General features: G+C 69.3%; 20 protein-coding genes. 13 read left to right on the top strand and 7 right to left on the bottom strand.

All coding sequences use genetic code 11. The features are described from left to right. Positions 1-238 precede the first annotated feature (238 nt). Together V7Z82_RS09955 and V7Z82_RS09950 are read left to right on the top strand one after the other, a co-directional pair. Positions 239-526, top strand: a complete 288-nt coding sequence (locus tag V7Z82_RS09955; RefSeq protein WP_017203554.1) for an HU family DNA-binding protein — start codon at positions 239-241, stop codon at positions 524-526. A 98-nt stretch (positions 527-624) separates the two neighbouring features. Beyond that, complete coding sequence (locus tag V7Z82_RS09950) at positions 625-2,634, top strand: cytochrome c oxidase assembly protein (RefSeq protein WP_334150848.1); 2,010 nt, start codon at positions 625-627, stop codon at positions 2,632-2,634. A gap of 45 nt (positions 2,635-2,679) precedes the next feature. On the opposite strand, the gene V7Z82_RS09945 is transcribed toward V7Z82_RS09950, so the two are convergent. Beyond that, positions 2,680-3,753: a hypothetical protein gene (locus tag V7Z82_RS09945; protein ID WP_334150845.1), complete on the bottom strand. Its 1,074-nt coding sequence runs from the start codon at positions 3,751-3,753 to the stop codon at positions 2,680-2,682. A 116-nt stretch (positions 3,754-3,869) separates the two neighbouring features. On the opposite strand from V7Z82_RS09945, the gene V7Z82_RS09940 reads away from it, so the two are divergent. Then, positions 3,870-5,279, top strand: coding sequence for an ATP-dependent DNA helicase (locus V7Z82_RS09940; RefSeq protein ID WP_334150842.1), 1,410 nt, complete (start codon positions 3,870-3,872; stop codon positions 5,277-5,279). A gap of 2 nt (positions 5,280-5,281) precedes the next feature. Here the strand turns inward: V7Z82_RS09940 and V7Z82_RS09935 are convergent, their stop codons facing one another. Continuing rightward, positions 5,282-5,929, bottom strand: a complete 648-nt coding sequence (locus V7Z82_RS09935; RefSeq protein ID WP_045278362.1) for a biliverdin-producing heme oxygenase — start codon at positions 5,927-5,929, stop codon at positions 5,282-5,284. 79 nt (positions 5,930-6,008) lie between these two features. After that, a complete protein-coding gene (locus V7Z82_RS09930) occupies positions 6,009-6,323 on the bottom strand; it encodes a DUF2470 domain-containing protein (protein ID WP_334150837.1) in 315 nt (104 codons plus the stop codon). 83 nt (positions 6,324-6,406) lie between these two features. Between V7Z82_RS09930 and V7Z82_RS09925 the strand changes: the two genes are divergently transcribed. Beyond that, positions 6,407-7,693, top strand: coding sequence for a serine hydrolase domain-containing protein (locus V7Z82_RS09925; protein WP_334150835.1), 1,287 nt, complete (start codon positions 6,407-6,409; stop codon positions 7,691-7,693). A 33-nt stretch (positions 7,694-7,726) separates the two neighbouring features. Then, the gene (gene corA, locus V7Z82_RS09920) at positions 7,727-8,743 is read left to right on the top strand and encodes a magnesium/cobalt transporter CorA (RefSeq protein ID WP_334150833.1); all 1,017 of its coding nucleotides are present in this window, start codon (positions 7,727-7,729) and stop codon (positions 8,741-8,743) included. A 2-nt stretch (positions 8,744-8,745) separates the two neighbouring features. On the opposite strand, the gene V7Z82_RS09915 is transcribed toward corA, so the two are convergent. After that, positions 8,746-8,973, bottom strand: a complete 228-nt coding sequence (locus tag V7Z82_RS09915) for a multidrug transporter (protein WP_334150831.1) — start codon at positions 8,971-8,973, stop codon at positions 8,746-8,748. Continuing rightward, positions 8,957-10,348: an APC family permease gene (locus tag V7Z82_RS09910; protein WP_334150828.1), complete on the bottom strand. Its 1,392-nt coding sequence runs from the start codon at positions 10,346-10,348 to the stop codon at positions 8,957-8,959. The genes V7Z82_RS09915 and V7Z82_RS09910 overlap by 17 nt, the downstream gene beginning before the upstream one ends. A gap of 226 nt (positions 10,349-10,574) precedes the next feature. On the opposite strand from V7Z82_RS09910, the gene V7Z82_RS09905 reads away from it, so the two are divergent. Beyond that, positions 10,575-11,225: an MIP/aquaporin family protein gene (locus V7Z82_RS09905; RefSeq protein ID WP_045278357.1), complete on the top strand. Its 651-nt coding sequence runs from the start codon at positions 10,575-10,577 to the stop codon at positions 11,223-11,225. A 135-nt stretch (positions 11,226-11,360) separates the two neighbouring features. Further along, entirely contained in the window at positions 11,361-12,032 is a 672-nt protein-coding gene (locus V7Z82_RS09900; protein ID WP_334150823.1) for a GOLPH3/VPS74 family protein, read from the top strand. A 16-nt stretch (positions 12,033-12,048) separates the two neighbouring features. Here the strand turns inward: V7Z82_RS09900 and V7Z82_RS09895 are convergent, their stop codons facing one another. Further along, entirely contained in the window at positions 12,049-12,999 is a 951-nt protein-coding gene (locus V7Z82_RS09895; protein WP_334150821.1) for an NADP-dependent oxidoreductase, read from the bottom strand. Between the two features lie 157 nt (positions 13,000-13,156). Here V7Z82_RS09895 and V7Z82_RS09890 point away from each other — a divergent pair, with 157 nt between their 5' ends. From V7Z82_RS09890 to V7Z82_RS09865, 6 genes are all read left to right on the top strand, one after another. Then, positions 13,157-13,369: a heavy-metal-associated domain-containing protein gene (locus V7Z82_RS09890; RefSeq protein WP_334150818.1), complete on the top strand. Its 213-nt coding sequence runs from the start codon at positions 13,157-13,159 to the stop codon at positions 13,367-13,369. Beyond that, positions 13,366-14,325: a heavy-metal-associated domain-containing protein gene (locus V7Z82_RS09885; protein WP_334150815.1), complete on the top strand. Its 960-nt coding sequence runs from the start codon at positions 13,366-13,368 to the stop codon at positions 14,323-14,325. The genes V7Z82_RS09890 and V7Z82_RS09885 overlap by 4 nt, the downstream gene beginning before the upstream one ends. Before the next feature lie 46 nt (positions 14,326-14,371). Continuing rightward, on the top strand, positions 14,372-16,642 hold the full coding sequence (locus V7Z82_RS09880) for a heavy metal translocating P-type ATPase (RefSeq protein WP_334150813.1): 2,271 nt from the start codon (positions 14,372-14,374) through the stop codon (positions 16,640-16,642). 47 nt (positions 16,643-16,689) lie between these two features. After that, complete coding sequence (locus tag V7Z82_RS09875; RefSeq protein ID WP_334150810.1) at positions 16,690-16,833, top strand: hypothetical protein; 144 nt, start codon at positions 16,690-16,692, stop codon at positions 16,831-16,833. Positions 16,834-16,910: 77 nt separating this feature from the next. Further along, on the top strand, positions 16,911-17,726 hold the full coding sequence (locus V7Z82_RS09870) for a hypothetical protein (RefSeq protein WP_334150808.1): 816 nt from the start codon (positions 16,911-16,913) through the stop codon (positions 17,724-17,726). A 78-nt stretch (positions 17,727-17,804) separates the two neighbouring features. After that, complete coding sequence (locus V7Z82_RS09865) at positions 17,805-18,230, top strand: cupin domain-containing protein (RefSeq protein WP_334150806.1); 426 nt, start codon at positions 17,805-17,807, stop codon at positions 18,228-18,230. Positions 18,231-18,276: 46 nt separating this feature from the next. Here V7Z82_RS09865 and V7Z82_RS09860 read toward each other — a convergent pair whose 3' ends face one another. Continuing rightward, positions 18,277-19,125 (bottom strand): alpha/beta fold hydrolase, encoded by an 849-nt coding sequence (locus V7Z82_RS09860; RefSeq protein ID WP_334150803.1) that lies wholly within the window; start codon positions 19,123-19,125, stop codon positions 18,277-18,279. Between the last annotated feature and the right edge of the window lie 37 nt (positions 19,126-19,162).

Genomic DNA, 19,162 nt, shown 5'->3' with positions numbered 1-19,162 from the left:
CCTCGCCCCTTTTCGCGTGCCGACGGCCGGTCATCGACGCTCGCCGATCACGCTGATCGGCCCGAAACCTGTGAACAGAGTGACAAAAGTGGTGCAACACGCCCTGGAAATCGCCAAAACCCGCGAAATGACGCGGAAATGTCGTCTGGCGTTGATACATTCAAGGCGGTCACTCGACCAGGAGCATCCGCTCCGACACCCACAACGATGCGACGGGATCTCGTCGCTGGAGGATGACATGGCTGACAAGTCCATCACCAAGACCGAGCTCGTCGCGAGCATCGCAAGCGCCACGGGCCAGAGCCAGGCCACCGTCTCCGGTGTCCTCGACTCGCTGTTCGCCACGGTCTCCGACGCCGTTGCCAAGGGCAGCAAGGTCTCGATCCCGGGCTGGATCTCGTTCGAGCAGGTCGACACCGCTGCCCGCACGGGCCGCAACCCGCAGACCGGCGCCGAGATCAAGATCCCGGCAGGCAAGCGCGTCAAGGTGACCGCTGGCTCCAAGCTGAAGGCAGCCGTCAAGTAATTCGACGCTCCTCAGGAAGGCCGTCCCCGTTCGGGGGCGGCCTTCCGGCGTTCTGGGCGCGGTCAGCCAGGACGGATGCCGCGGCTTAGGCTGGAGGGGTGAGCACCCGCGCCCAGACGACCAGCCGGAGTTCGGCGTATCGTCTCGCAGGCGTCGTGGTGCTGCTCGCGGCCGCCCTCGTCGGTGTGATCGTCGCCCTGCTCATCGGCGGCGGCGCCTCGCCGCTGCTGCTGCAGGACCCCGGCCCCTTCGTCCGCTGGGCGATCCCGGTCGCGAAGCTCGTGATGAACGTGTCGGCGGCGGCGATGCTCGGCTCGCTCGTGCTGGCCCTGTTCGCACTGCGCAGCGAGACCAAGCCCTTCGACGCCGCGCTGAACGTCGCATCCGTCGGCGCCGCCGTGTTCACGGTCTCGGCCGGCTTCACCGGCTTCCTCACCTTCATGGCGGCGTTCAACCCGAAGCTCAGCATCGAAGCCGAGTTCGGCTCGCAGCTGGGCAGATACCTGCTGCAGACGCCGCTCGGCCAGTCCTGGCTGATCACGACCATCCTCGGCTCGGTCATCACGGTGCTCGCGTTCGCCTGGCGCACGTGGACGCCGACGCTGATCACGGCGATCCTCGCCGCCGCATCGTTCCTGCCGCTGGCCACACAGGGGCACTCCGGTGAGCTGTCCGGCCACAACGTCGCGGTCAACTCGATCCTGCTGCACACGATCGGCGCGGCGGTCTGGCTGGGCGGCCTGCTGCTGCTCGTGCTGTTCCGCGGTCGCGACGATGTCGACACTCCGCGTCTGGTGGCCCGGTACTCCTCGCTCGCGATCGCGGCCTTCGTCGTGGTCGCGGTCTCCGGCGTCGCCCGCTCGGTGGTCGCGCTCGGCGACTGGAGCCAGCTCGCCACCCCCTACGGCGCCATCCTGATCATCAAGGTCGTCCTGCTCGGCGGGATGGGGCTGCTCGGCGCCTGGTACCGCTCGCGGCTCATCCCGAAGCTCTCCGGCGACCGTGCATCGCGGTGGTTCTGGATCCTCGTGCTGTGCGAGGTCTCGCTGATGGGGCTGGCATCCGGTGCCGCAGCCGCGCTCGCTCGCACGCCCCCGCCCACGGGTGAGGAGGTCGCGTTCGCGCGCACCCCTGCCGAGGTGCTCACCCGCTCGGCCGTGCCGCCGGACTTCACGATCGATCGCTGGTTCACGGCCTGGGATATCGACATCCTCTGGCTGGTCGCCGCGGGCTTCGGTCTGTTCCTCTACCTCGCCGGCGTCATCCGCCTGCATCGTCGCGGCGACCGCTGGCCGATCCACCGCACCATCTTCTGGGTGCTGGGCCTGCTGCTGCTCGTGTGGGTCACCGGCGGACCGATCAACGCGTACCAGGAGTACCTCTTCAGCGTGCACATGCTCGGGCACATGATGCTGTCGATGGCGATCCCGCTGCTGCTGGTCACCGGCGCTCCGGTGACGCTGGCGCTGCGCGCGATCGACAAGCGCGACGATGGCACCCGCGGCGGCCGGGAATGGATCCTCTGGGCGGTGCAGTCCCCGTTCTCGCGGGTCGTGACGCATCCGTTCGTCGCCGCCGCGATCTTCATCGTGTCCCTCTGGGCGTTCTACTTCACCGACCTCGTGCGGTGGTCGATGTACGAGCACCTCGGGCACGAGTGGATGGTCGCCCACTTCCTGATCTCCGGCTATCTCTTCGTGCTCACGCTCGTCGGCGCCGACCCGATCCCGTATCGCCTGCCGTACCCCGGCCGCCTCATCACGCTCATCGCGATCATGGCGATGCACGCCTTCTTCGGCGTCGCGATCATGATGCAGGAGGGTCTGATGGTCGCCGACTGGTTCGGCTCGATGGGGCGCACCTGGGGCCCCACGCCCATGGACGACCAGTACATCGGTGGTGGCATCGCCTGGTCGATCGGTGAGATCCCGACGCTCATCCTGGCGATCACGGTCGCCATCCAGTGGAGCCGGAGCGACACCAAGCTGCAGCGTCGACGTGACCGGCACGCCGACCGCACCGGGGATGCCGAGCTCGAGGAGTACAACGCGAAGCTCGCCGCCATCGCAGAGCGGGATCGCCGCGCGGAGGAGAAGGCCCGCGGCTGAACCGGGAACCTCCCCGGTCGAGTCGAGAAGGCCCGCGGCTGAGGCTCAGTCCTGCGGCGTCTCCTCGGGTGATCCGACGCGGATCGACGCGGAGCCGTCCGGCAGGATGACGATCGAGCCGTTCACCGTGAACGGGACGTCCTCCGACACCTCCTGGATCGAGCCGTCGAAGAGCGACTTGATCTCGACCTCGAGATGCGCCACGGCATGTGCCGGTGGGATCTGCCAGTGTCCGGTCTCGTCGGGCGTGACCGTGACCTGAGGCTGCGTGGCGATCGACCACACCGGCAGCGAGGCGATGCGATTGCGCACCTGCAGGCCGAAGGGGCATGCGGTCGGCTGCAGCACCTCCTGCGTGGCGCACTCCTGCAGGAACTGCTCGACACGCTGCTGCACGACATCGACGAACTCGTCGGTCGGCGTCGTCTGCACATCGAGCGGGGTGACGGCGAGCGGCGTGTCGGCGAGCACGCCGATACCGCTCGACTCCGCGATCGGCGTGTCGACGGTGACGGCGTACAGGCCGGGGGTGAAGACGAGGAGCGGCAGCGGATCGAGGGTCCCCGCGTCCGCTCCGGCACTCGATACCTGCCGGCGATCGACCTCGAAACCGTTCACCGCGAACTGATCGGCACCGCGCAGCGTGAGATCGACCACGGCGAGCGGGCTGGTCCGGAAGCGCCAGTTCGGGGTGACGCCGACCCACCCGTCCTGCTCGATCATGAAGGTGCTCGTGCCACGGTGTCCCGAGGCCTGATAGCTGACGGTGACCTCGGTGCCCTGCTCCGCATGGTGCTCGGACTCCACGTGCACGTCGGTGAGCGGCGCGAGGGCGGAGTGGCGGAGCATCGCTTCGGATGCTGCGGTGTCGATGCCGGCGGCGGAGAGCGTCGCCCGGTCGATCGCGACGCCGGGGATCCGGAGAGCGTCAGCCGCGCGGCCGGCCGAGAGCAGGTCGAGGTAGCGCACGACGAACGCGGACGGGCTGTAGAACTGCTGGTAGAGCGTGGCGCCGCCGGCGCCGATGGCCGCGATCAGCACGAGGCCGACGACGGCCAGCAGCGCGAGATCGACGCCGAGACGGGAGCGCCGAGGCGCCGTCGTCTCCACCGTGTGCATGGCGCAAGTCTAGGGATGCGGCCTGGGACGACGCCGAGCGTCACGAGGGCGTGGCGGATGCCGGGCCGTAGCATGGGAGGAGCATCCGCGTCCGCCCGCGTCCCTCTGAGAGTTCCGTGTCCCTTCCCGCCCTGTCCGACGAGCAGAACGAGCTCTTCCGACTCATCGAGGACACGAACGAGCACGTCTTCATCACTGGGCGTGCCGGCACTGGCAAGTCGACGCTGCTGCAGCACTTCTCGTGGCACACCAAGAAGCAGATCGCGATCTGCGCACCCACCGGCGTCGCCGCGCTCAACGTCGAGGGGCAGACGATCCACTCGCTGTTCCGGCTGCCGATCGGTCTGATCGCCGACGGCGACATCGATCAGAACGATGCGACCAGACGCATCCTCAACGCGATCGAGACCCTGGTGATCGACGAGATCTCGATGGTCAACGCCGATCTGATGGATGCGATCGACCGCTCGCTGCGCCAGGCGCGCGGACGCCGCGGTGAGCCCTTCGGCGGCGTGCAGGTCGTGATGTTCGGCGATCCCTACCAGTTGGCGCCGGTGCCGCCGCGCGGCGACGAGGCCCGCTACGTGCAGGACCACTACCGCTCCTTCTGGTTCTTCGACGCCCACGTCTGGGCCGGGCCTTCGACAGGTTCAGGGGCTCATGGGTACGGCTCGTCGGACCAGCAGGGGCTCTTCGAGGTCGACACCCGTGCCGAGCTGCATGTGCGCGAGCTCGTGCAGATCCACCGCCAGTCGGATGACGGCTTCAAGGCGATGCTGAATGCGGTGCGGTACGGGCGAGTCACGGCCGAGATCGCCGGGGTGCTCAATGCGCAGGGTGCTCGCACACCCCCCGACCCGGAGCCGGGTGAGGTGCCGATGATCACGCTCGCCACGCGCAACGACATCGTGAACAGCATCAACAGCCGCCATCTCGCTGCCCTGGCCGGCAAGGAGCAGACCGCCAAGGCAGAGGTGAGCGGCGACTTCGGTCGTGGCGAGGCGTCACTCCCGGCCGAGTCGGAGCTGAAGCTCAAGGTCGGCGCCCAGGTGATGTTCCTCCGCAACGACACCTCGATGTCGGGTGAGCCGCCGCGCTGGGTCAACGGCACGATCGGCACTGTCGTGCGTATCCTCGGCAGCGCGGTGCGCGTCGACATCGACGGCGAGGAGGTCGACGTCGAGCCGGCCGTCTGGGAACGCTTCCGCTACGCCTACGACCAGAACACGAAGAAGCTCAGCCGCGATGTGGTGGCCGAGTTCACGCAGTTCCCGCTGCGACTGGCGTGGGCGGTGACGATCCACAAGTCCCAGGGCAAGACCTACGAGCGGGCGATCATCGACCTCGGCTCCGGGGCGTTCGCGCCAGGACAGACCTACGTCGCGCTGAGCCGACTGACGTCGCTCGACGGGCTGTATCTCTCGCGAGACCTGCGTCCCCGCGACATCAGAGTGGACGAGGATGTGCGACGCTTCATGCGCGACGCCTGGCTCGCGGCGTCCACGCCCGAGCTCCCGAAGGGCTGAGGTCAGGCTGCGGCGCGAGCCCGGTCGAGGTCTTCGAAGAGTTCGGTGTTGAAGCGGTAGGCGAGGAGGACCTCGTCGATCACGCGCTCGCGCTCCGCGGCATCCCACGGTGCGGCGTCGAGCTGCTCGCGGTAGACGTCCTTGAAGGCGGAGGGATCGGCGATGTCGTCGAACAGGTAGAAGCCGATGCCGTTGGTCTCGAACCCGAACCGGCGTGCCATGACGCGGCCGATGAAGATGCCGCCGGACAGGTCGCCGAGGTAGCGGGTGTAGTGGTGCGCGACGAACCCACCGGCCCACGTCGCGCCGACCTGACGGATGCGCTCGACGTACCGCTGGGTCGTCGGCAGCGGCGTGATCTGCTCGCGCCAGTCAGCGCCGAGCAGGAACTCGAGGTCGGCTTCCAGCGCGGGCATCCGCGTGAGCTTGTCGCTGATGAAGACGGATGCCACGGCATCCTGCCGCATGCGCTCACCGGCGGACTCGAGCGCTTCGTAGATGAAGTAGTGCTGCGCGACGAGTGCGATGTAGTCCTCGCGCGATCCCTCGCCCTTGAGGAGGTCGGACATGAAGCCGGCGCCCTCGCTGCGGGAGTGCGAACCGGAGGAGCGCTCGCGCAGCGCGGCGGAGAAGGACAGGATCTCGGACATGACCCCAGTGTAAGGGTTGCCTAAGTCGTGGCGAAACCCTGCGTTGCCATGAAGACCGAATGCGTCAGCTGAGTGCGGTTCAGGCGTGCGGTCGAGGCTCGATGCCCAGTCGCTCGCAGGCGACGTCGTACAGCGCGACGACCTCGCGGCGCACGGCCGGGCGGTCGGAGATCGGCCCACCGGGCCATGGCACCTGCAGCTCGGCGGTGGTGTCGCCGCGGGTGACGTCCCAGCGGCCGCCATCGCCGTCGAACCCGGTCATCACGGCGTGCGTGACCTCGCCGTCGCCGGCCTCGCCGAAAGCTCGGGCGATCAGGATGTTGTCGTCGGTGTGGTCGCCGTTCATGTGACGCAGCACGGCGGCGATCACGTCGGCATCGAAGGAGTGGGGCACATCCACACTCTAGGCGGCGTCGTCCGATGCGAACTTTCAGGATCCGCGTTCTAGACTCGTGAGACATCTCTCGGGGGTTCTACATGCAGCTTCTCTCGTCGCGCCGTTGGCGTGCCGCAGCGGCCAGTGCGGCCGTGCTCGGTCTCATGCTCACCGGTTGCACCGCGGAGGACACCTTCACGTACACCCCGCCTGCCCAGGTGGACGGCCCGATCGCCGACGACACCGTCGCCGCGATGCAGGCCGCGGTGGACAACGCGCTGGTCGCCTCCGGCGCCTCCGGTGCCGTCGTCGGCGTCTGGGTGCCGTGGAGCGGCAGCTGGGTCACCGGCGTCGGAACCCAGGGACGCGAGGGCGAGCCGCTCGACACCGACATGTCGTTCCGCGTCGCCGACGTCACCCGTCTGATGACCTGCGACGTGCTCTACGCACTGGCGGATCGGGGGACGGTCGAGCTCGATGCCGCGGTGACCGACTACGTCTCAGGCGTCGCCGACATGGCAGACTCCGGCATCACGCTGCTCGACCTCTGCAACGGCACGAGCGGTGTCGGGTCGTCGGAGCAGCGCGTCGCGCCCGCCTGGCTGAACACTCCTGAGCGCGTGTGGGCCCCGCTCGAGCTCGCAGGGTACGGGCTCGGCAGTGAACGGGTCGCACCGCATACCACGTACCGCGACTCGGACGCGGGATACCTGCTCCTCGGCCTCGCGCTCGAGCGCGCATCCGGCATGTCGGCATCCGAGCTGATCGCCGAGTACGTGACGGATCCCCTCGACCTGCCGAACACCTCGCTCCCTGGCGTCGCGGCGGCGCCGCCGTCGTCCGGACCGGTCGTGAACGGCTACTACCTGAACCCGGTCGAGGGCGGCTACGACTGTGCAGCTCCGGTCGACATCACGGTCCTCTCGTCGAGCAGCGGCTTCACGGATTCGGGTGCCGTCTCGACGATCGACGACCTCGGGCGCTACGTGCAGGCCGAGGCGAAGCAGGTGCTGCGCACCAAGGAGACGCCCGACCGCTTCGCGGCCCCGCTGCCGATGAGTCCGGATGCACCCTCCTGGTACCAGGGCACGGGCGGTGCGATCCTCGTCGGCTCGATGATCGGTCAGGGCGGCTGGACCCCCGGCTACGCGACCGCAGCCTATTCCGACCCGGCCACCGGATTCACCGTGGCCGTCGTGCTCAACGATTCGACCGCCGGCGCGGCGTTCGCGCAGTGGCTCTCGTGGGAGCTGGCGGCGATCGCATCCAAGGCGCCGGCAGCCGACGGCCAGACTGCACCGGAGTTCGGTCTGCCCTTCACGGCCGAGCAGTACCACCAGATGATCGCGGACAACGCGCTCCCCTGCGTGGCGCCGCCCGCCGAGTGATCACGGTCTGACCCCAGGCCGAGAGGGAGTGCGATGGCCATCGTCGACAATGCGATCTACGTCGACGGCGTGCGCACCGAGAACCCGCAGAGTCTCAGCGAGACATTCGAGCTGATGCGCGCGCGGGGCGGCATGAGCTGGATCGGCCTCTATCGCCCGAGCGAGCAGGAGATCCGCGAGGTCGCCGACGAGTTCGGCATCCATGCGCTCGTCGTCGAAGATGCACTGTCGGGGCACCAGCGATCGAAGCTCGAGCGCTACGGCGATGTGCTGTTCATGGTGCTGCGTCCTGCCCGCTACCTCGACGAATCCGAGGAGGTCGAGTTCGGCGAGGTGCACGTGCTGGTCGGTCCGGACTTCGTGGTGACCATCCGGCACGCGGAGTCTCCCGACCTGGCGCGGGTGCGCGAACGGATGGAGTCGGATCCGACGCTGCTGAAGCACGGGCCTGAGGCGGTGCTGTACGCGATCCTCGATGAGGTGGTCGACGAGTACACGCCGGTGCTCGCCGGGCTCGAGAACGACATCGACGAGATCGAGAGCCAGTTGTTCGTCGAGGATGTCGACGCGACGCAGCGGATCTACGAGCTCGGCCGCGAGGTCATCGAATTCCAGCGCGCGACGCAGCCGCTGTCAGGGATGCTCGACGCGCTGCTGCGCGGATCCGAGAAGTACCAGGTCGACGAGGAGCTGCAGCGCTATCTGCGCGACGTGCTCGACCACACGCTGCGGGTCGCGGATCGGGCGACCACGTTCCGCACCGTGCTCGACAATGCGCTCACCGTGGAGTCGACGATCGTCGCCCGGCGTCAGAACGACGAGATGCGTCGGATGACGGAAGTCAGCATCAAGCAGAACGACGAGGTCAAGAAGATCTCGGGGTGGGCGGCGATCCTGTTCGCGCCGACGCTGGTCGGCACGATCTACGGCATGAACTTCGACCACATGCCGGAGCTGCACTGGGTGCTCGGCTACCCGATGGCCGTCGGGCTGATGGTCGCGATGGGCTTCGGCCTCTACTGGATCTTCAAGCGCAAGGGCTGGCTCTAGCCTCAGTCGCCCTCGGCGGCAGTGCCGTCGGCCTCGGGCATCCCCGGTCCCGGTCCTGGTCGCACCTCGGCATCCGGCAGGATGTCGATGCGGGTGGTGCCGTCGTGCTCGGTGACCTCGATGCGGGGTGCGGCATCCGCCTCGGTCGCATCGGGAGCCGACGTCAGCTGATCGTGGCGCTTCTCCTCGCTCGTCATCTCCGTGGCCGTGCTGTCATCGTGCGTGCTCATGGTCGTTCCCTTCGTCGGTGTGCTGGACGGTGTGATCGGTCTGGCTGGTCATCCGGTCGGAGCGGCGCCGCGCGAACCTGGCCAGGAAGTACAGGACGGCCCCGACCGCCAGCAGGATCCCCCCGAACAGCCAGACGAGCGGGCGCTGCTGGGTCAGGAGCAGGACGCACGAGGCGATCCCGAGGATCGGCACGAACGTCCAGACCCGGAAATGGTCGTGCTCGACGCGGTCGCGGCGGAGCACGAGCACCGAGATGTTCGCGCTGAGGAACACGAAGAGCAGGAGCAGCACGACGGTCTCGGCGAGCGTCGCCAGGTCGCCGATGAGCGTGAGGCCCATCGCGACCAGCGTGGTCGTGAGGATCGCGACCCACGGGGTCTTCCGCTTCGGGAGGACGCGGGCGAGCGCCGACGGCAGCAGGTGCTGCTCGGCCATGCCGTAGGTGAGCCTGCTCACCATGATCATGGTGAGCAGCGCGCCGTTGGCGACCGCGATCAGTGCGATCAGGCTGAAGAGCCAGGAGGGGATGCTGACGCCTGTCGCCTCGACCACGGCGAGCAGCGGCCCCGAGGATTCCTGGAGCTCGGAGGCCGGCAGCGCGATCGAGCTCGCCAGGCCGACGAGCAGGTAGACCGCGCCGGCGGTGAACAGCGCGGCGAAGAGTGCGCGCGGGTAGGTGCGCCGCGGATCCTTCACCTCTTCGATCATGTTGGCGGAGGTCTCGAATCCGACGAAGGAGTAATAGGCGATCACCGCGCCGGCGAGCACCGACAGCGCCACGCTCGTCCCCTCCGGAGCCTGCGTCACACGGGAGATGTCACCGCCCCCGCCGCCGACGAAGATCGCGACCACAGCGATCACGATGACGAGACCGCTGAGCTCGATCGCGGTCATCACGAGGTTCGCACCGAGGGATTCCCGGATGCCACGGGCGTTGAGCGCTGCGACCACGGCGAGGAAGACGATCGCGACCGGGATGGTCGGCAGATCGATGAAGGTGCGGAAGTAGTCGCCGGCGAAGGCGATCGCGAGCCCTGCAGCACTGGTCACTCCGGCGGCGAGCATGCTGAAGCCGACGAGGAACGACACCAGCGGACTGCGGAAGGCGCGCTCGGCGAAGACGGCTGCGCCGCCGGCCCGCGGGTACTTCGTGACGAGCTCGGCGTAGGAGCCTGCCGTGAGCAGGGCGAGGCCGAGCGCCAGGAGCAGCGGTGCCCACAGCATTCCGCCGACCTTCTCTGACAGCACGCCCATCAGCGCGTAGATGCCGGCGCCGAGGACGTCGCCGAGGATGAACGCGAACAGGAGCGGGCCGGTGATGGCTCGTCGCAGGCGGGTGGGCGCTGCGGACTCGGCCGCGATCTCGGATGGCATCCGCTCACCGTACGCGCGCGCTGCATCGAGGGGCACGGGGTTGACATGGCGGGGCCCGCCCCGTGGTTCCGCGGATCGAGCGCATCCAGGATTCTCACAGAAATGCCGCGCGTCGCGCGCGTCACGACTCTTCGGGGCCGATATATTGTGGTCGCGCGAGAGGCCGGGGGGCCGAGTGCGCGGGTGATCCCGTGGACCACTCACGATTCGAGAGAGAAGGCAACTCATGACCGGTACCGCACGCAAGGCAGTCGCGGAAGCGCTCGCGACCTTCCTGTTCGTCCTCGCCATCATCGCCGCGGTGAACAGCGGGAGCCCGCTGACCCCGCTCGCCATCGGCTTCACGCTCGCGGTCCTCGTCTACTCGACCGGCCACATCTCCGGCGCGCACCTCAACCCTGCCGTCTCGGTCGGCGTCTTCCTGCGCGGCGGCCTGAGCGTCACCGACTTCATCGCCTACCTCGTCGCCCAGCTCGTCGGCGGCGCGCTCGCCGCCCTGGCGAGCCTCGCCGTGTGGCCCACCGGTGACAAGGCGATGATCATCGAGGTCGGCCCCGCCTTCCTCGTCGAGGCGCTGTTCACGCTGATCCTGGTGTGGGTCGTGCTGAACTCGGCCACCTCGAAGGACACCGCTGGCAACTCGTTCTACGGCCTCGCGATCGGTGGCACGGTGTTCGTCGGCGCGGCAACGGTCGGCTCGATCTCGGGCGGTGGCTTCAACCCGGCCGTCGCGCTCGGCCTCGCCGTCAGCGGCCACTTCGCGTGGAGCTCGCTGTGGCTCTACTTCGTGGCGCCGATCGTCGGCGGCATCATCGCCGCACTGCTCTTCCGCCTGCTGAACACGGACGACGCGAAGAAGATCGCCGTCGCCGAGTAGGCGCCGACTCGTTCGACCGAGAGCGCCGCGGACCCTCAGGGGTGCGCGGCGCTCTCGCATGCGCGCGGCATCCGCCCCTCGTCGTCCGTCCTGCGGGGGATGCGAGCGGTGGGGGCGCGGCTCTACGGTGGGGGCATGCTGATCGTCGAAGAGCTCCACCTGCTGCTGCTGCGTCCGGACGGCCGTGTCGAGGGCGCGGCCGGCGGGTACCGTCTGTACGGCGAGATCGGTGCCGTCATCGTCGATCTCGCAGAGCACGGACGAGTCCGCGTCGGCGAGGATAGGCATCCGCGCGTCGAGGTGGTGTCGGCCGATCCCACCGGGAATGCGGTGATGGATGCCGTGCTCGCCAGGCTCGTGCCGATGAGCGGCAAGCGCCTGCAGTCCATCGTCACCTCGTCGAAGCTCGATCCCCGCGACGACGTCGTCGCCTCGCTCATCGCGCAGGGTGTGCTGGCGCACGGCGAGCGAGGGTTCTTCGGCCTGGGCGCCGAACGCACCCCCGAAGCGGATCCTGGTCCGGAGATGCTGCTGCGCGCGCGCCTCGCAGCGGTGCTCGCGGGTTCGGCGGCGCCGACGCAGGCGGACCTCACGCTGCTCGCGATCCTGCAGGGGCTCAACGTCGCCCATCGGGTGCTGCAGCAGGAAGCCGGCGGACTCTCCGCCGGGCAGCTGCGGAAGCGGATCATCAGCCTCACGTCGGGCTCGGCGGCAGGGGATGCGGTCTCCTCGGCGGTGAACACTGCGATCGCAGCGGCGATGATGGCGGCGATGACTCCGGTGATCGTCGCGACCACGATCACCTGACGTCGGCGCTGTCCGCTCAGCCGGATGCGGTCGTGAGCACGATCTTCCCCGTGGCATGCCCGGCGATCGAGCGGGCGTAGGCCTCGCGGACGTTCCCGAGCGGATGCAGCGAGTCGATCGGCAGCTCGATCTTGCCGTCGGCGATGAGCTGGGCGATCTGCGCGAGCTCCCTGGCGCCGGCAGCGGCGCCGCCGACGCCTGCGATCGGATGCCGTCTGCGGGCCTCGTAGTCGGCGATCGAGTTGATGCGTTCCGGCGGCACGCCGAGCGCGAGCGCCAGCTCGACGGTGCCATGACCCACGGTGTCGAGCACGACGGTGAATCCCTGCGGGGCGGCGGCTCGGAGCTCGCGCTCGAGCGCAGGGCCGTACGCGTGCGGGTGGACGCCGAGCCGGCGCAGCATCGCGTGGTTGCGCTGACTCGCGGTGCCGTGCACCTGCGCGCCCAGCCGCACGGCGAGCTGTGCGGTCACGATGCCGACGCCCCCGGCGGCCCCGCTGACGAGGACGACGTCTGCCGGGCCGAGATGCTGCGACGCGACGCTTGCGACCGCGGTGCGCCCGACCACGTTGAGGGCGCCTGCGGCGAGGAAGGAGAGCCCCTGCGGCATCCGGACGAGCAGCCGATGGTCGATCACGAGGTGGTCCGCCTGCGCGTGGAAGCGGAGACCGCCGAACACCCGGTCGCCGATGCGCCATCCCTCGACCCCGTCGCCGAGCGCGGCGATCGTGCCCGCGAAGTCGTAGCCGTTCCCCGACGGCAGGTTCCGCTCGTACGCGTCGTGCAGCGGGAGCCCGCTGAAGATCTTCCAGTCGACGGGATTCACCCCGGCCGCGGCAACGCGCACGAGCACCTCGCCGGTGCCGGGAACGGGGATCGGGCGGTGCTCGAGCTCCAGCACCTCCGGGCCGCCGAACCGCCGGAACACCACGCGTCGCGACACCAGCTGGGGATCATCCGCGATCATGCGCTCAGCATAGGGGCGGGGGAGTCGGGGGCGGCGATGGCTGGCGGAGGGCGTGGCGGGATGGCCGCGTCCTGGTGGCCGGATGGCGGAATACCCGAGCACGGGCTAGAGTTGCTACCAATACCCCCCAGGGGTATCAAACAAGGAGGAGAGCACCATGGCGACGAACGAGTATCAGGTCACTGGAATGACGTGCGGGCACTGCGAGATGTCTGTCCGCGAGGAGGTCGGCCAGGTCGCCGGCGTCGAGGGCATCCAGGTGAGCGCGCAGGCCGGGACGCTCGTCGTCACCGGCTCCGATGCGATCGACGACGCCCAGATCCTCGCCGCGGTCGAAGAGGCGGGGTATTCAGCGGTGCGGTCGTCATGAACGCAGGCGCGCGGCTGGCCCTCTACGGGGCCGGGGTAGTGGCGGCATTCGGCGTCGCGTTCGGCATCGCCGCTGCGGTGGCGCCGGACGACGTCGCCGCCGACTGGCAGCAGGGGAGCGAGATGGAAGACCACGGACAGGGACATGAGCCGACGGATGCGACGGCGACCACGTCGGTCGCGAGCGCGCTCAAGGGGTTGGCGCTCAGCATCGACGGGTTCGTGCTGTCGCCGATCGAGGCGCCGGGGTTCGTCGGCGAAGCGGGCACGCTCAGCTTCGAGATCCAGGATGCCGCGGGGGATGCGGTGACCGAGTACACGACAGCGCACGACCGCGATCTGCACCTGATCATCGCCCGCTCCGACGGAACCCGGTTCCAGCACGTGCACCCGCACCTGGACGAGTCGACCGGCACCTGGTCGCTGCCGTGGGAGTGGGCGGAGGCGGGGACCTATCGGGTGTTCGCCGATTTCACACCCGCAGGCGAAGCGGCGTCCGGATTGACCCTCAGCCGCACGGTGCAGGTGGCGGGGGCGTTCACTCCAGTCGTGGCGGAGCCGAGCAGGGTCGACGAGGTCGACGGCTTCACGGTCTCGCTCGACGGCGACCTGGTCGCCGGGTCGTCCAGCGACCTCGCGATCACCGTCTCCCGCGACGGGCAGCCGGTCACCACGCTGGAGCCGTACCTCGGCGCCTTCGGACACCTCGTCGCCCTGCGCGACGGCGACCTCGCCTTCCTGCACGTGCACGCCGAAGGCGAAGAGCCGCAGCAGGGCGAGACGGCGGGGCCGGAGATCGTGTTCGTCGCCGAGGCGCCGACCGCGGGTCGGTACCTGCTGTACCTGGACTTCCAGGTCGACGGCGTGGTGCATACCGCCGAGTTCGTGGTCGACGCCGGCCATGGCGGCGACGCTGCGGACGACGAGAGCGAACCGCACTCCGACGACGCGCACTGACCACCGTCACCGTTCATCAGCCACGAGCAAGAGAAGGAACAGCAGCATGAGCACATCAGCGCCCCCGACCGCGGGAGCCGGCATCGAGCTGGAGATCGGCGGCATGACCTGCGCCTCCTGCGCGATGCGGATCGAGAAGAAGCTGAACAAGCTCGACGGCATCACGGCGACCGTGAACTACGCGACCGAGAAGGCGAGGGTCACGGTGCCGGACGGCTACGACCCGGCGTTGTTGATCGCCGAGGTGGAGAAGACCGGGTACACGGCTGCGATGCCGGCCCCGAAGGGGGCCAAGGGAGCAGGGGCCGCAGACCGCGACGGAGGTGACTCCGACCCGGAGCTGCGCTCGTTGCGCAACCGCCTGATCGGCTCGATCGTGCTCACGGTTCCGGTGATCGCGATGGCGATGATCCCGGCGCTGCAGTTCACGTACTGGCAGTGGGCGTCGCTCGCGCTCGCCGCGCCGGTGATCCTGTGGGCGGCCTGGCCCTTCCACCGCGCGGCCTGGATGAACCTCACGCACGGCGCTGCCACGATGGACACGCTCATCTCGATGGGCACGTCGGCCGCCTTCCTCTGGTCGCTGTATGCGCTGTTCTTCGGCACGGCGGGCACCCCGGGGATGGCGCACCCGTTCGAGTTCGCGCTGGCACCGTCCGACGGCGCGGCGAACATCTACCTCGAGGTCGGCGCAGGGGTGACGATGTTCATCCTGGCCGGGCGATACTTCGAGAAGCGCTCGAAGAAGCAGGCGGGGGCCGCACTGCGGGCGCTGCTCGAGCTCGGCGCGAAGGAGGTCTCGGTGCTGCGGGACGGCGTCGAGGGGAAGATCCCCGTGGAGCAGCTGCGGGTCGGTGACGAGTTCATCGTTCGTCCCGGTGAGAAGATCGCGACGGACGGTGTCGTGGTCTCGGGCACCTCGGCGATCGACGCATCCATGCTCACAGGGGAGGCGGTTCCCGTCGAGGTCGCCGCAGGCGATGCAGTGACGGGTGCCACGACGAACGTCGGGGGACGGCTCGTGGTGCGGGCGACCCGCATCGGCTCCGACACGCAGCTGGCGCAGATGGCCAAGCTCGTGGAAGACGCCCAGACCGGGAAGGCAGAGGTGCAGCGGTTGGCCGACCGCATCTCCGGAGTGTTCGTGCCGATCGTGATCGTGATCGCCGTCGCGGCACTCGGCGGGTGGCTCGGTGCCGGGTTCCCGGTGACGGCCGCCTTCACCGCTGCCGTCGCGGTGCTCGTGATCGCCTGCCCGTGCGCGTTGGGGCTCGCGACGCCGACGGCGCTGCTGGTCGGCACCGGTCGCGGTGCGCAGCTGGGGATTCTCATCAAGGGGCCGGAGGTGCTGGAATCCACCCGGACCGTCGACACCGTCGTGCTCGACAAGACCGGCACCGTCACGACCGGCAGGATGACGCTGGTCGATGTGGTGGTCGAGCCGGGCACTGACCGCGCCGAGCTGCTGCGGCTGGCCGGCGCGCTGGAGGATGCCTCAGAGCACCCGATCGCGCAGGCGATCGCCAAGGGCGCGACGCAGGAGGTCGGAGCACTGCCGAGCCCTGAGGGCTTCACGAACATCGTGGGGAAGGGGGTGCAGGGTGTCGTCGACGGGCATGCGGTGCTCGTGGGCCGTGCGTCGCTGCTCGCCGAATGGTCGCTGCAGCTGAGCGGAGAGGTCGCGTCCACCAAGGCGCGCGCCGAGGGCGAGGGCAAGACCGTCGTCGCCGTGGGCTGGGACGGTCGGGCCCGCGGCATCCTCGTGGTGGCTGACGCGGTCAAGCCGACCAGTGCGGAGGCGATCGCGCAGTTCAAGGCGATCGGGCTGACGCCGGTGCTGCTCACCGGCGACAACGAGGCCGTCGCGAGGCAGATCGCCGCCGAGGTGGGGATCGACGAGGTCATCGCCGAGGTGCTCCCGAAGGACAAGGTCGATGTGGTCACCCGCCTGCAGCGCGAGGGGAAGGTCGTCGCGATGATCGGCGACGGCGTCAACGACGCTCCCGCCCTCGCGCAGGCCGACCTCGGACTCGCCATGGGAACCGGCGCCGATGTCGCGATCGAGGCATCCGACATCACCCTGGTCCGTGGTGATCTGCGCAGCGCGGTCGATGCGATCCGGCTGTCTCGCAGGACGCTCGGCACCATCAAGACCAACCTGTTCTGGGCGTTCGCGTACAACGTCGCGGCGATCCCCGTCGCGGCTCTCGGCATGCTCAACCCGATGCTTGCCGGGGCGGCCATGGCGCTGTCCAGCGTCTTCGTCGTCGGCAACAGCCTGCGCCTGCGCGGGTTCCGAAGCATCGCCAGGGGATGACGCGAGTCGACCTGCACCATCCACCCGAGAATGAAAGGGAACCACCCATGAACGACCAGCAGAGCACCGCCAGCTGTTGCAGCAGCGGCCCGAAGAATCCGCTCGTGGACGGCGACGGCCGCACGAGCCTCCTCGGCGGCGGGGAAGCGCAGGATGCCGTCGGCGAAACGAGTTCGTGCTCGGCCATGTGACCGGACCGGGTCGGGCGCAGGTGCGCTCGGCCCGGTTGCCGTTCTTCTCCCAGGCGACCGTGTGACAGATTGGGCAGGTGGACACCTCCCCAGCCCCCGCCCGCACGCTCCTCGTCGGGTACGGCAAGCTCGCCCGGCGCCTCGCGCCGAAGCTGCTCGCGGACGGCGGCGAGGTCGTCGCCCTGCGTCGCAGCGACAGCACCCTGCCCGACCGCGTCGTCGGCATCCGCACCGATCTGGCCGAGCCGCTCGCCGAGCCGCTGCCGGCGGTCGATGCGATGGTCGTGACGCTGCCGCCGGGCGACCCGGGCTACCGTGTGGTGCTGGGGCATGTGGCCGATGCGCTGCCGGCTGTACCCGCGCGCACGATCTTCGTCTCGTCGACCGGGGTGTTCGAGGCCGGGCCGTTCGACCGGACGATCACCGAGGCAGATGAGCCGGCCCCGACCGGCGATCGCGCCCGCGGACTCCGCGACGGCGAGCTCGCGGCGCGGGCGCTGTTCGACGCCGTGATCGTGCGACCTGCCGGGATCTACGGTCCCGGTCGCGAATTCCTGCTGCGCCAGGTGCGCGAGCACGCCGTCGTGAACCACCGCCGACGCACCAACCGCATCCACGAGACCGATCTGGTCCGCGCCCTCGACGTGCTGCTGCGGATGCCGGAGCCGCCGGCGCTCGTGCACGGAGTGGATGCCGCACCGGCACCGCTCGGCGAGGTCGTGGCGTTCATCGCCCGGGAGCTCGACCTGGACGTCCCGCCGGACGACCCGACTGCGGGGCAGAGCGGCACCGTGCTCGACGGCACGCTGCTGCGCTCCGTGCTCGGCGACCTGCGGTACCCGAGCTACACCGACGGCTACGCCGAGATGATCCGCGGATCGCGCACGGAGTGAGCGCACCACATCGCGCTCCGTGCATCATGGGGCCGCGATCCATAGCGCGCCGCGTCACGCTCGCGCACACTGACACGCATGCGCGTGCAGAAGCGGGGCGACAACAGCCATGACTGGGAGCTGTACCACGGCGAGGGTCGAGTCGGCATCGAGTGGTACTTCCAGCAGACCACCGCGCTGCCGACGTCGGTGATGCTCTACCGGCTCGAGCCCGGTGCCGAGGAGGGGCAGCATCACCACCTCGAAGGCGATCCGGACAGCTGCTCGACGAACAGCTCCGACGAGATGTACATCGTGACCAGCGGCGAGGTCGTCGTGACCTCGGGGGAGGAGCGGCGGGTGCTCCGCGCCGGCGACGCGTTCTACGCCCCGGAGGGCCTGCTGCATGGGGTGCGCAACGAATCGGATGCCGTGGCTGAACTCGTGCTCGTGTTCGGGCCGCGAGGGCCGCATCCGTTCTCCCAGACCGGCACCGAGGCGTTCGACGCCGAAGCGGATCGCTGAGTCGTCGGATCGCTGAGTCGTCGGATCGCTGGGTCGCTGATGCAGCTCAGCGCTGCTCCTCTGCCCGCGCGACCGTGCGCAGCAGCGCCGCGGCCAGATCGGGCCACAGCTCGTGCGGGATCAGGTGCCCCATGTCCGGATGCACCTGGAGTTCGGCGCCGGGAATCGCCTCGGCGATGTCGACCGCCGACGCCCAGTGCAGCACGTCGTCCTCGCGGCCGTGGAACACGAGGGTCGGCACGGTCACGGACTTCAGGGCATCGAGCCGCTCGGGTGCCCGCTTGAGCGCTGCCCACTGCCGGGAGAAGCCCTCCGGGAAGTAGCCGCGGTCGTACGCCTCGCCGGTCGCCGCGACATGCCATTCGACCTGCGGGTCGTAGCGCCCGGGCGGGGCCGCCCGCAGCACGGTCTCGGTGAAGGCGATCGCCTGCTCGCGGGTGATGCGCACCGGCGGCTCGGCGAGTTCGGGGCGCTCGCCGTGGAGCACGTAGCGGAGCGACTGGCCGGGGATGGTCGAGAGCAGCCCGAGGCTGCGGACGCGCTCCGGATGCTCGATCGCGAGCATCTGCGCCATCATGCCGCCCATCGAGTGACCGGCCACGTGCGCCGATTCGACGCCGAGGTCGTCGAGCACTCTGAGCACATCCTCGGCCAGGTCGGACAGGTCGTACCCGCCGTCGACCTCGTCCGGTCCGCCGAAGCGCTGCGAGAACCCGGTGTCGCGGTTGTCGAACCGCACGACGCGCACACCGCCCTGGGTGAGCATCGCGATGAAGCGCTCATCCCAGGCGAGCAGCTGCGCGCCGCCGCCAGACACCAGGACGAGCACGGGGGCATCGGCATCACCGAACGCCTCGTAGTAGAGGCGCACATCCGCGGCATCCGTGTAGGGCATGGCTGCGAGCCTAGGGCGCGACGCGGCATCCGATCAT

The organism is Microbacterium sp. (assembly GCF_036823965.1).
Classification (GTDB): domain Bacteria; phylum Actinomycetota; class Actinomycetes; order Actinomycetales; family Microbacteriaceae; genus Microbacterium.
Note: the sequence above shows the minus strand (reverse complement) of the source record. Positions and strands in the feature narration are given on the sequence as shown.

Coding starts and splice junctions, on each gene's coding strand:
- V7Z82_RS09955 (WP_017203554.1), top strand. CDS start 239: ATGGCTGACAAGTCCATCACCAAGACCGAGCTCGTCGCGAGCATCGCA.
- V7Z82_RS09945 (WP_334150845.1), bottom strand. CDS start 3,753: ATGCACACGGTGGAGACGACGGCGCCTCGGCGCTCCCGTCTCGGCGTC.
- V7Z82_RS09935 (WP_045278362.1), bottom strand. CDS start 5,929: ATGTCCGAGATCCTGTCCTTCTCCGCCGCGCTGCGCGAGCGCTCCTCC.
- V7Z82_RS09925 (WP_334150835.1), top strand. CDS start 6,407: ATGCAGCTTCTCTCGTCGCGCCGTTGGCGTGCCGCAGCGGCCAGTGCG.
- corA (WP_334150833.1), top strand. CDS start 7,727: ATGGCCATCGTCGACAATGCGATCTACGTCGACGGCGTGCGCACCGAG.
- V7Z82_RS09915 (WP_334150831.1), bottom strand. CDS start 8,973: ATGAGCACGCACGATGACAGCACGGCCACGGAGATGACGAGCGAGGAG.
- V7Z82_RS09910 (WP_334150828.1), bottom strand. CDS start 10,348: ATGCCATCCGAGATCGCGGCCGAGTCCGCAGCGCCCACCCGCCTGCGA.
- V7Z82_RS09905 (WP_045278357.1), top strand. CDS start 10,575: ATGACCGGTACCGCACGCAAGGCAGTCGCGGAAGCGCTCGCGACCTTC.
- V7Z82_RS09900 (WP_334150823.1), top strand. CDS start 11,361: ATGCTGATCGTCGAAGAGCTCCACCTGCTGCTGCTGCGTCCGGACGGC.
- V7Z82_RS09895 (WP_334150821.1), bottom strand. CDS start 12,999: ATGATCGCGGATGATCCCCAGCTGGTGTCGCGACGCGTGGTGTTCCGG.
- V7Z82_RS09890 (WP_334150818.1), top strand. CDS start 13,157: ATGGCGACGAACGAGTATCAGGTCACTGGAATGACGTGCGGGCACTGC.
- V7Z82_RS09885 (WP_334150815.1), top strand. CDS start 13,366: ATGAACGCAGGCGCGCGGCTGGCCCTCTACGGGGCCGGGGTAGTGGCG.
- V7Z82_RS09880 (WP_334150813.1), top strand. CDS start 14,372: ATGAGCACATCAGCGCCCCCGACCGCGGGAGCCGGCATCGAGCTGGAG.
- V7Z82_RS09875 (WP_334150810.1), top strand. CDS start 16,690: ATGAACGACCAGCAGAGCACCGCCAGCTGTTGCAGCAGCGGCCCGAAG.
- V7Z82_RS09865 (WP_334150806.1), top strand. CDS start 17,805: ATGCGCGTGCAGAAGCGGGGCGACAACAGCCATGACTGGGAGCTGTAC.
- V7Z82_RS09860 (WP_334150803.1), bottom strand. CDS start 19,125: ATGCCCTACACGGATGCCGCGGATGTGCGCCTCTACTACGAGGCGTTC.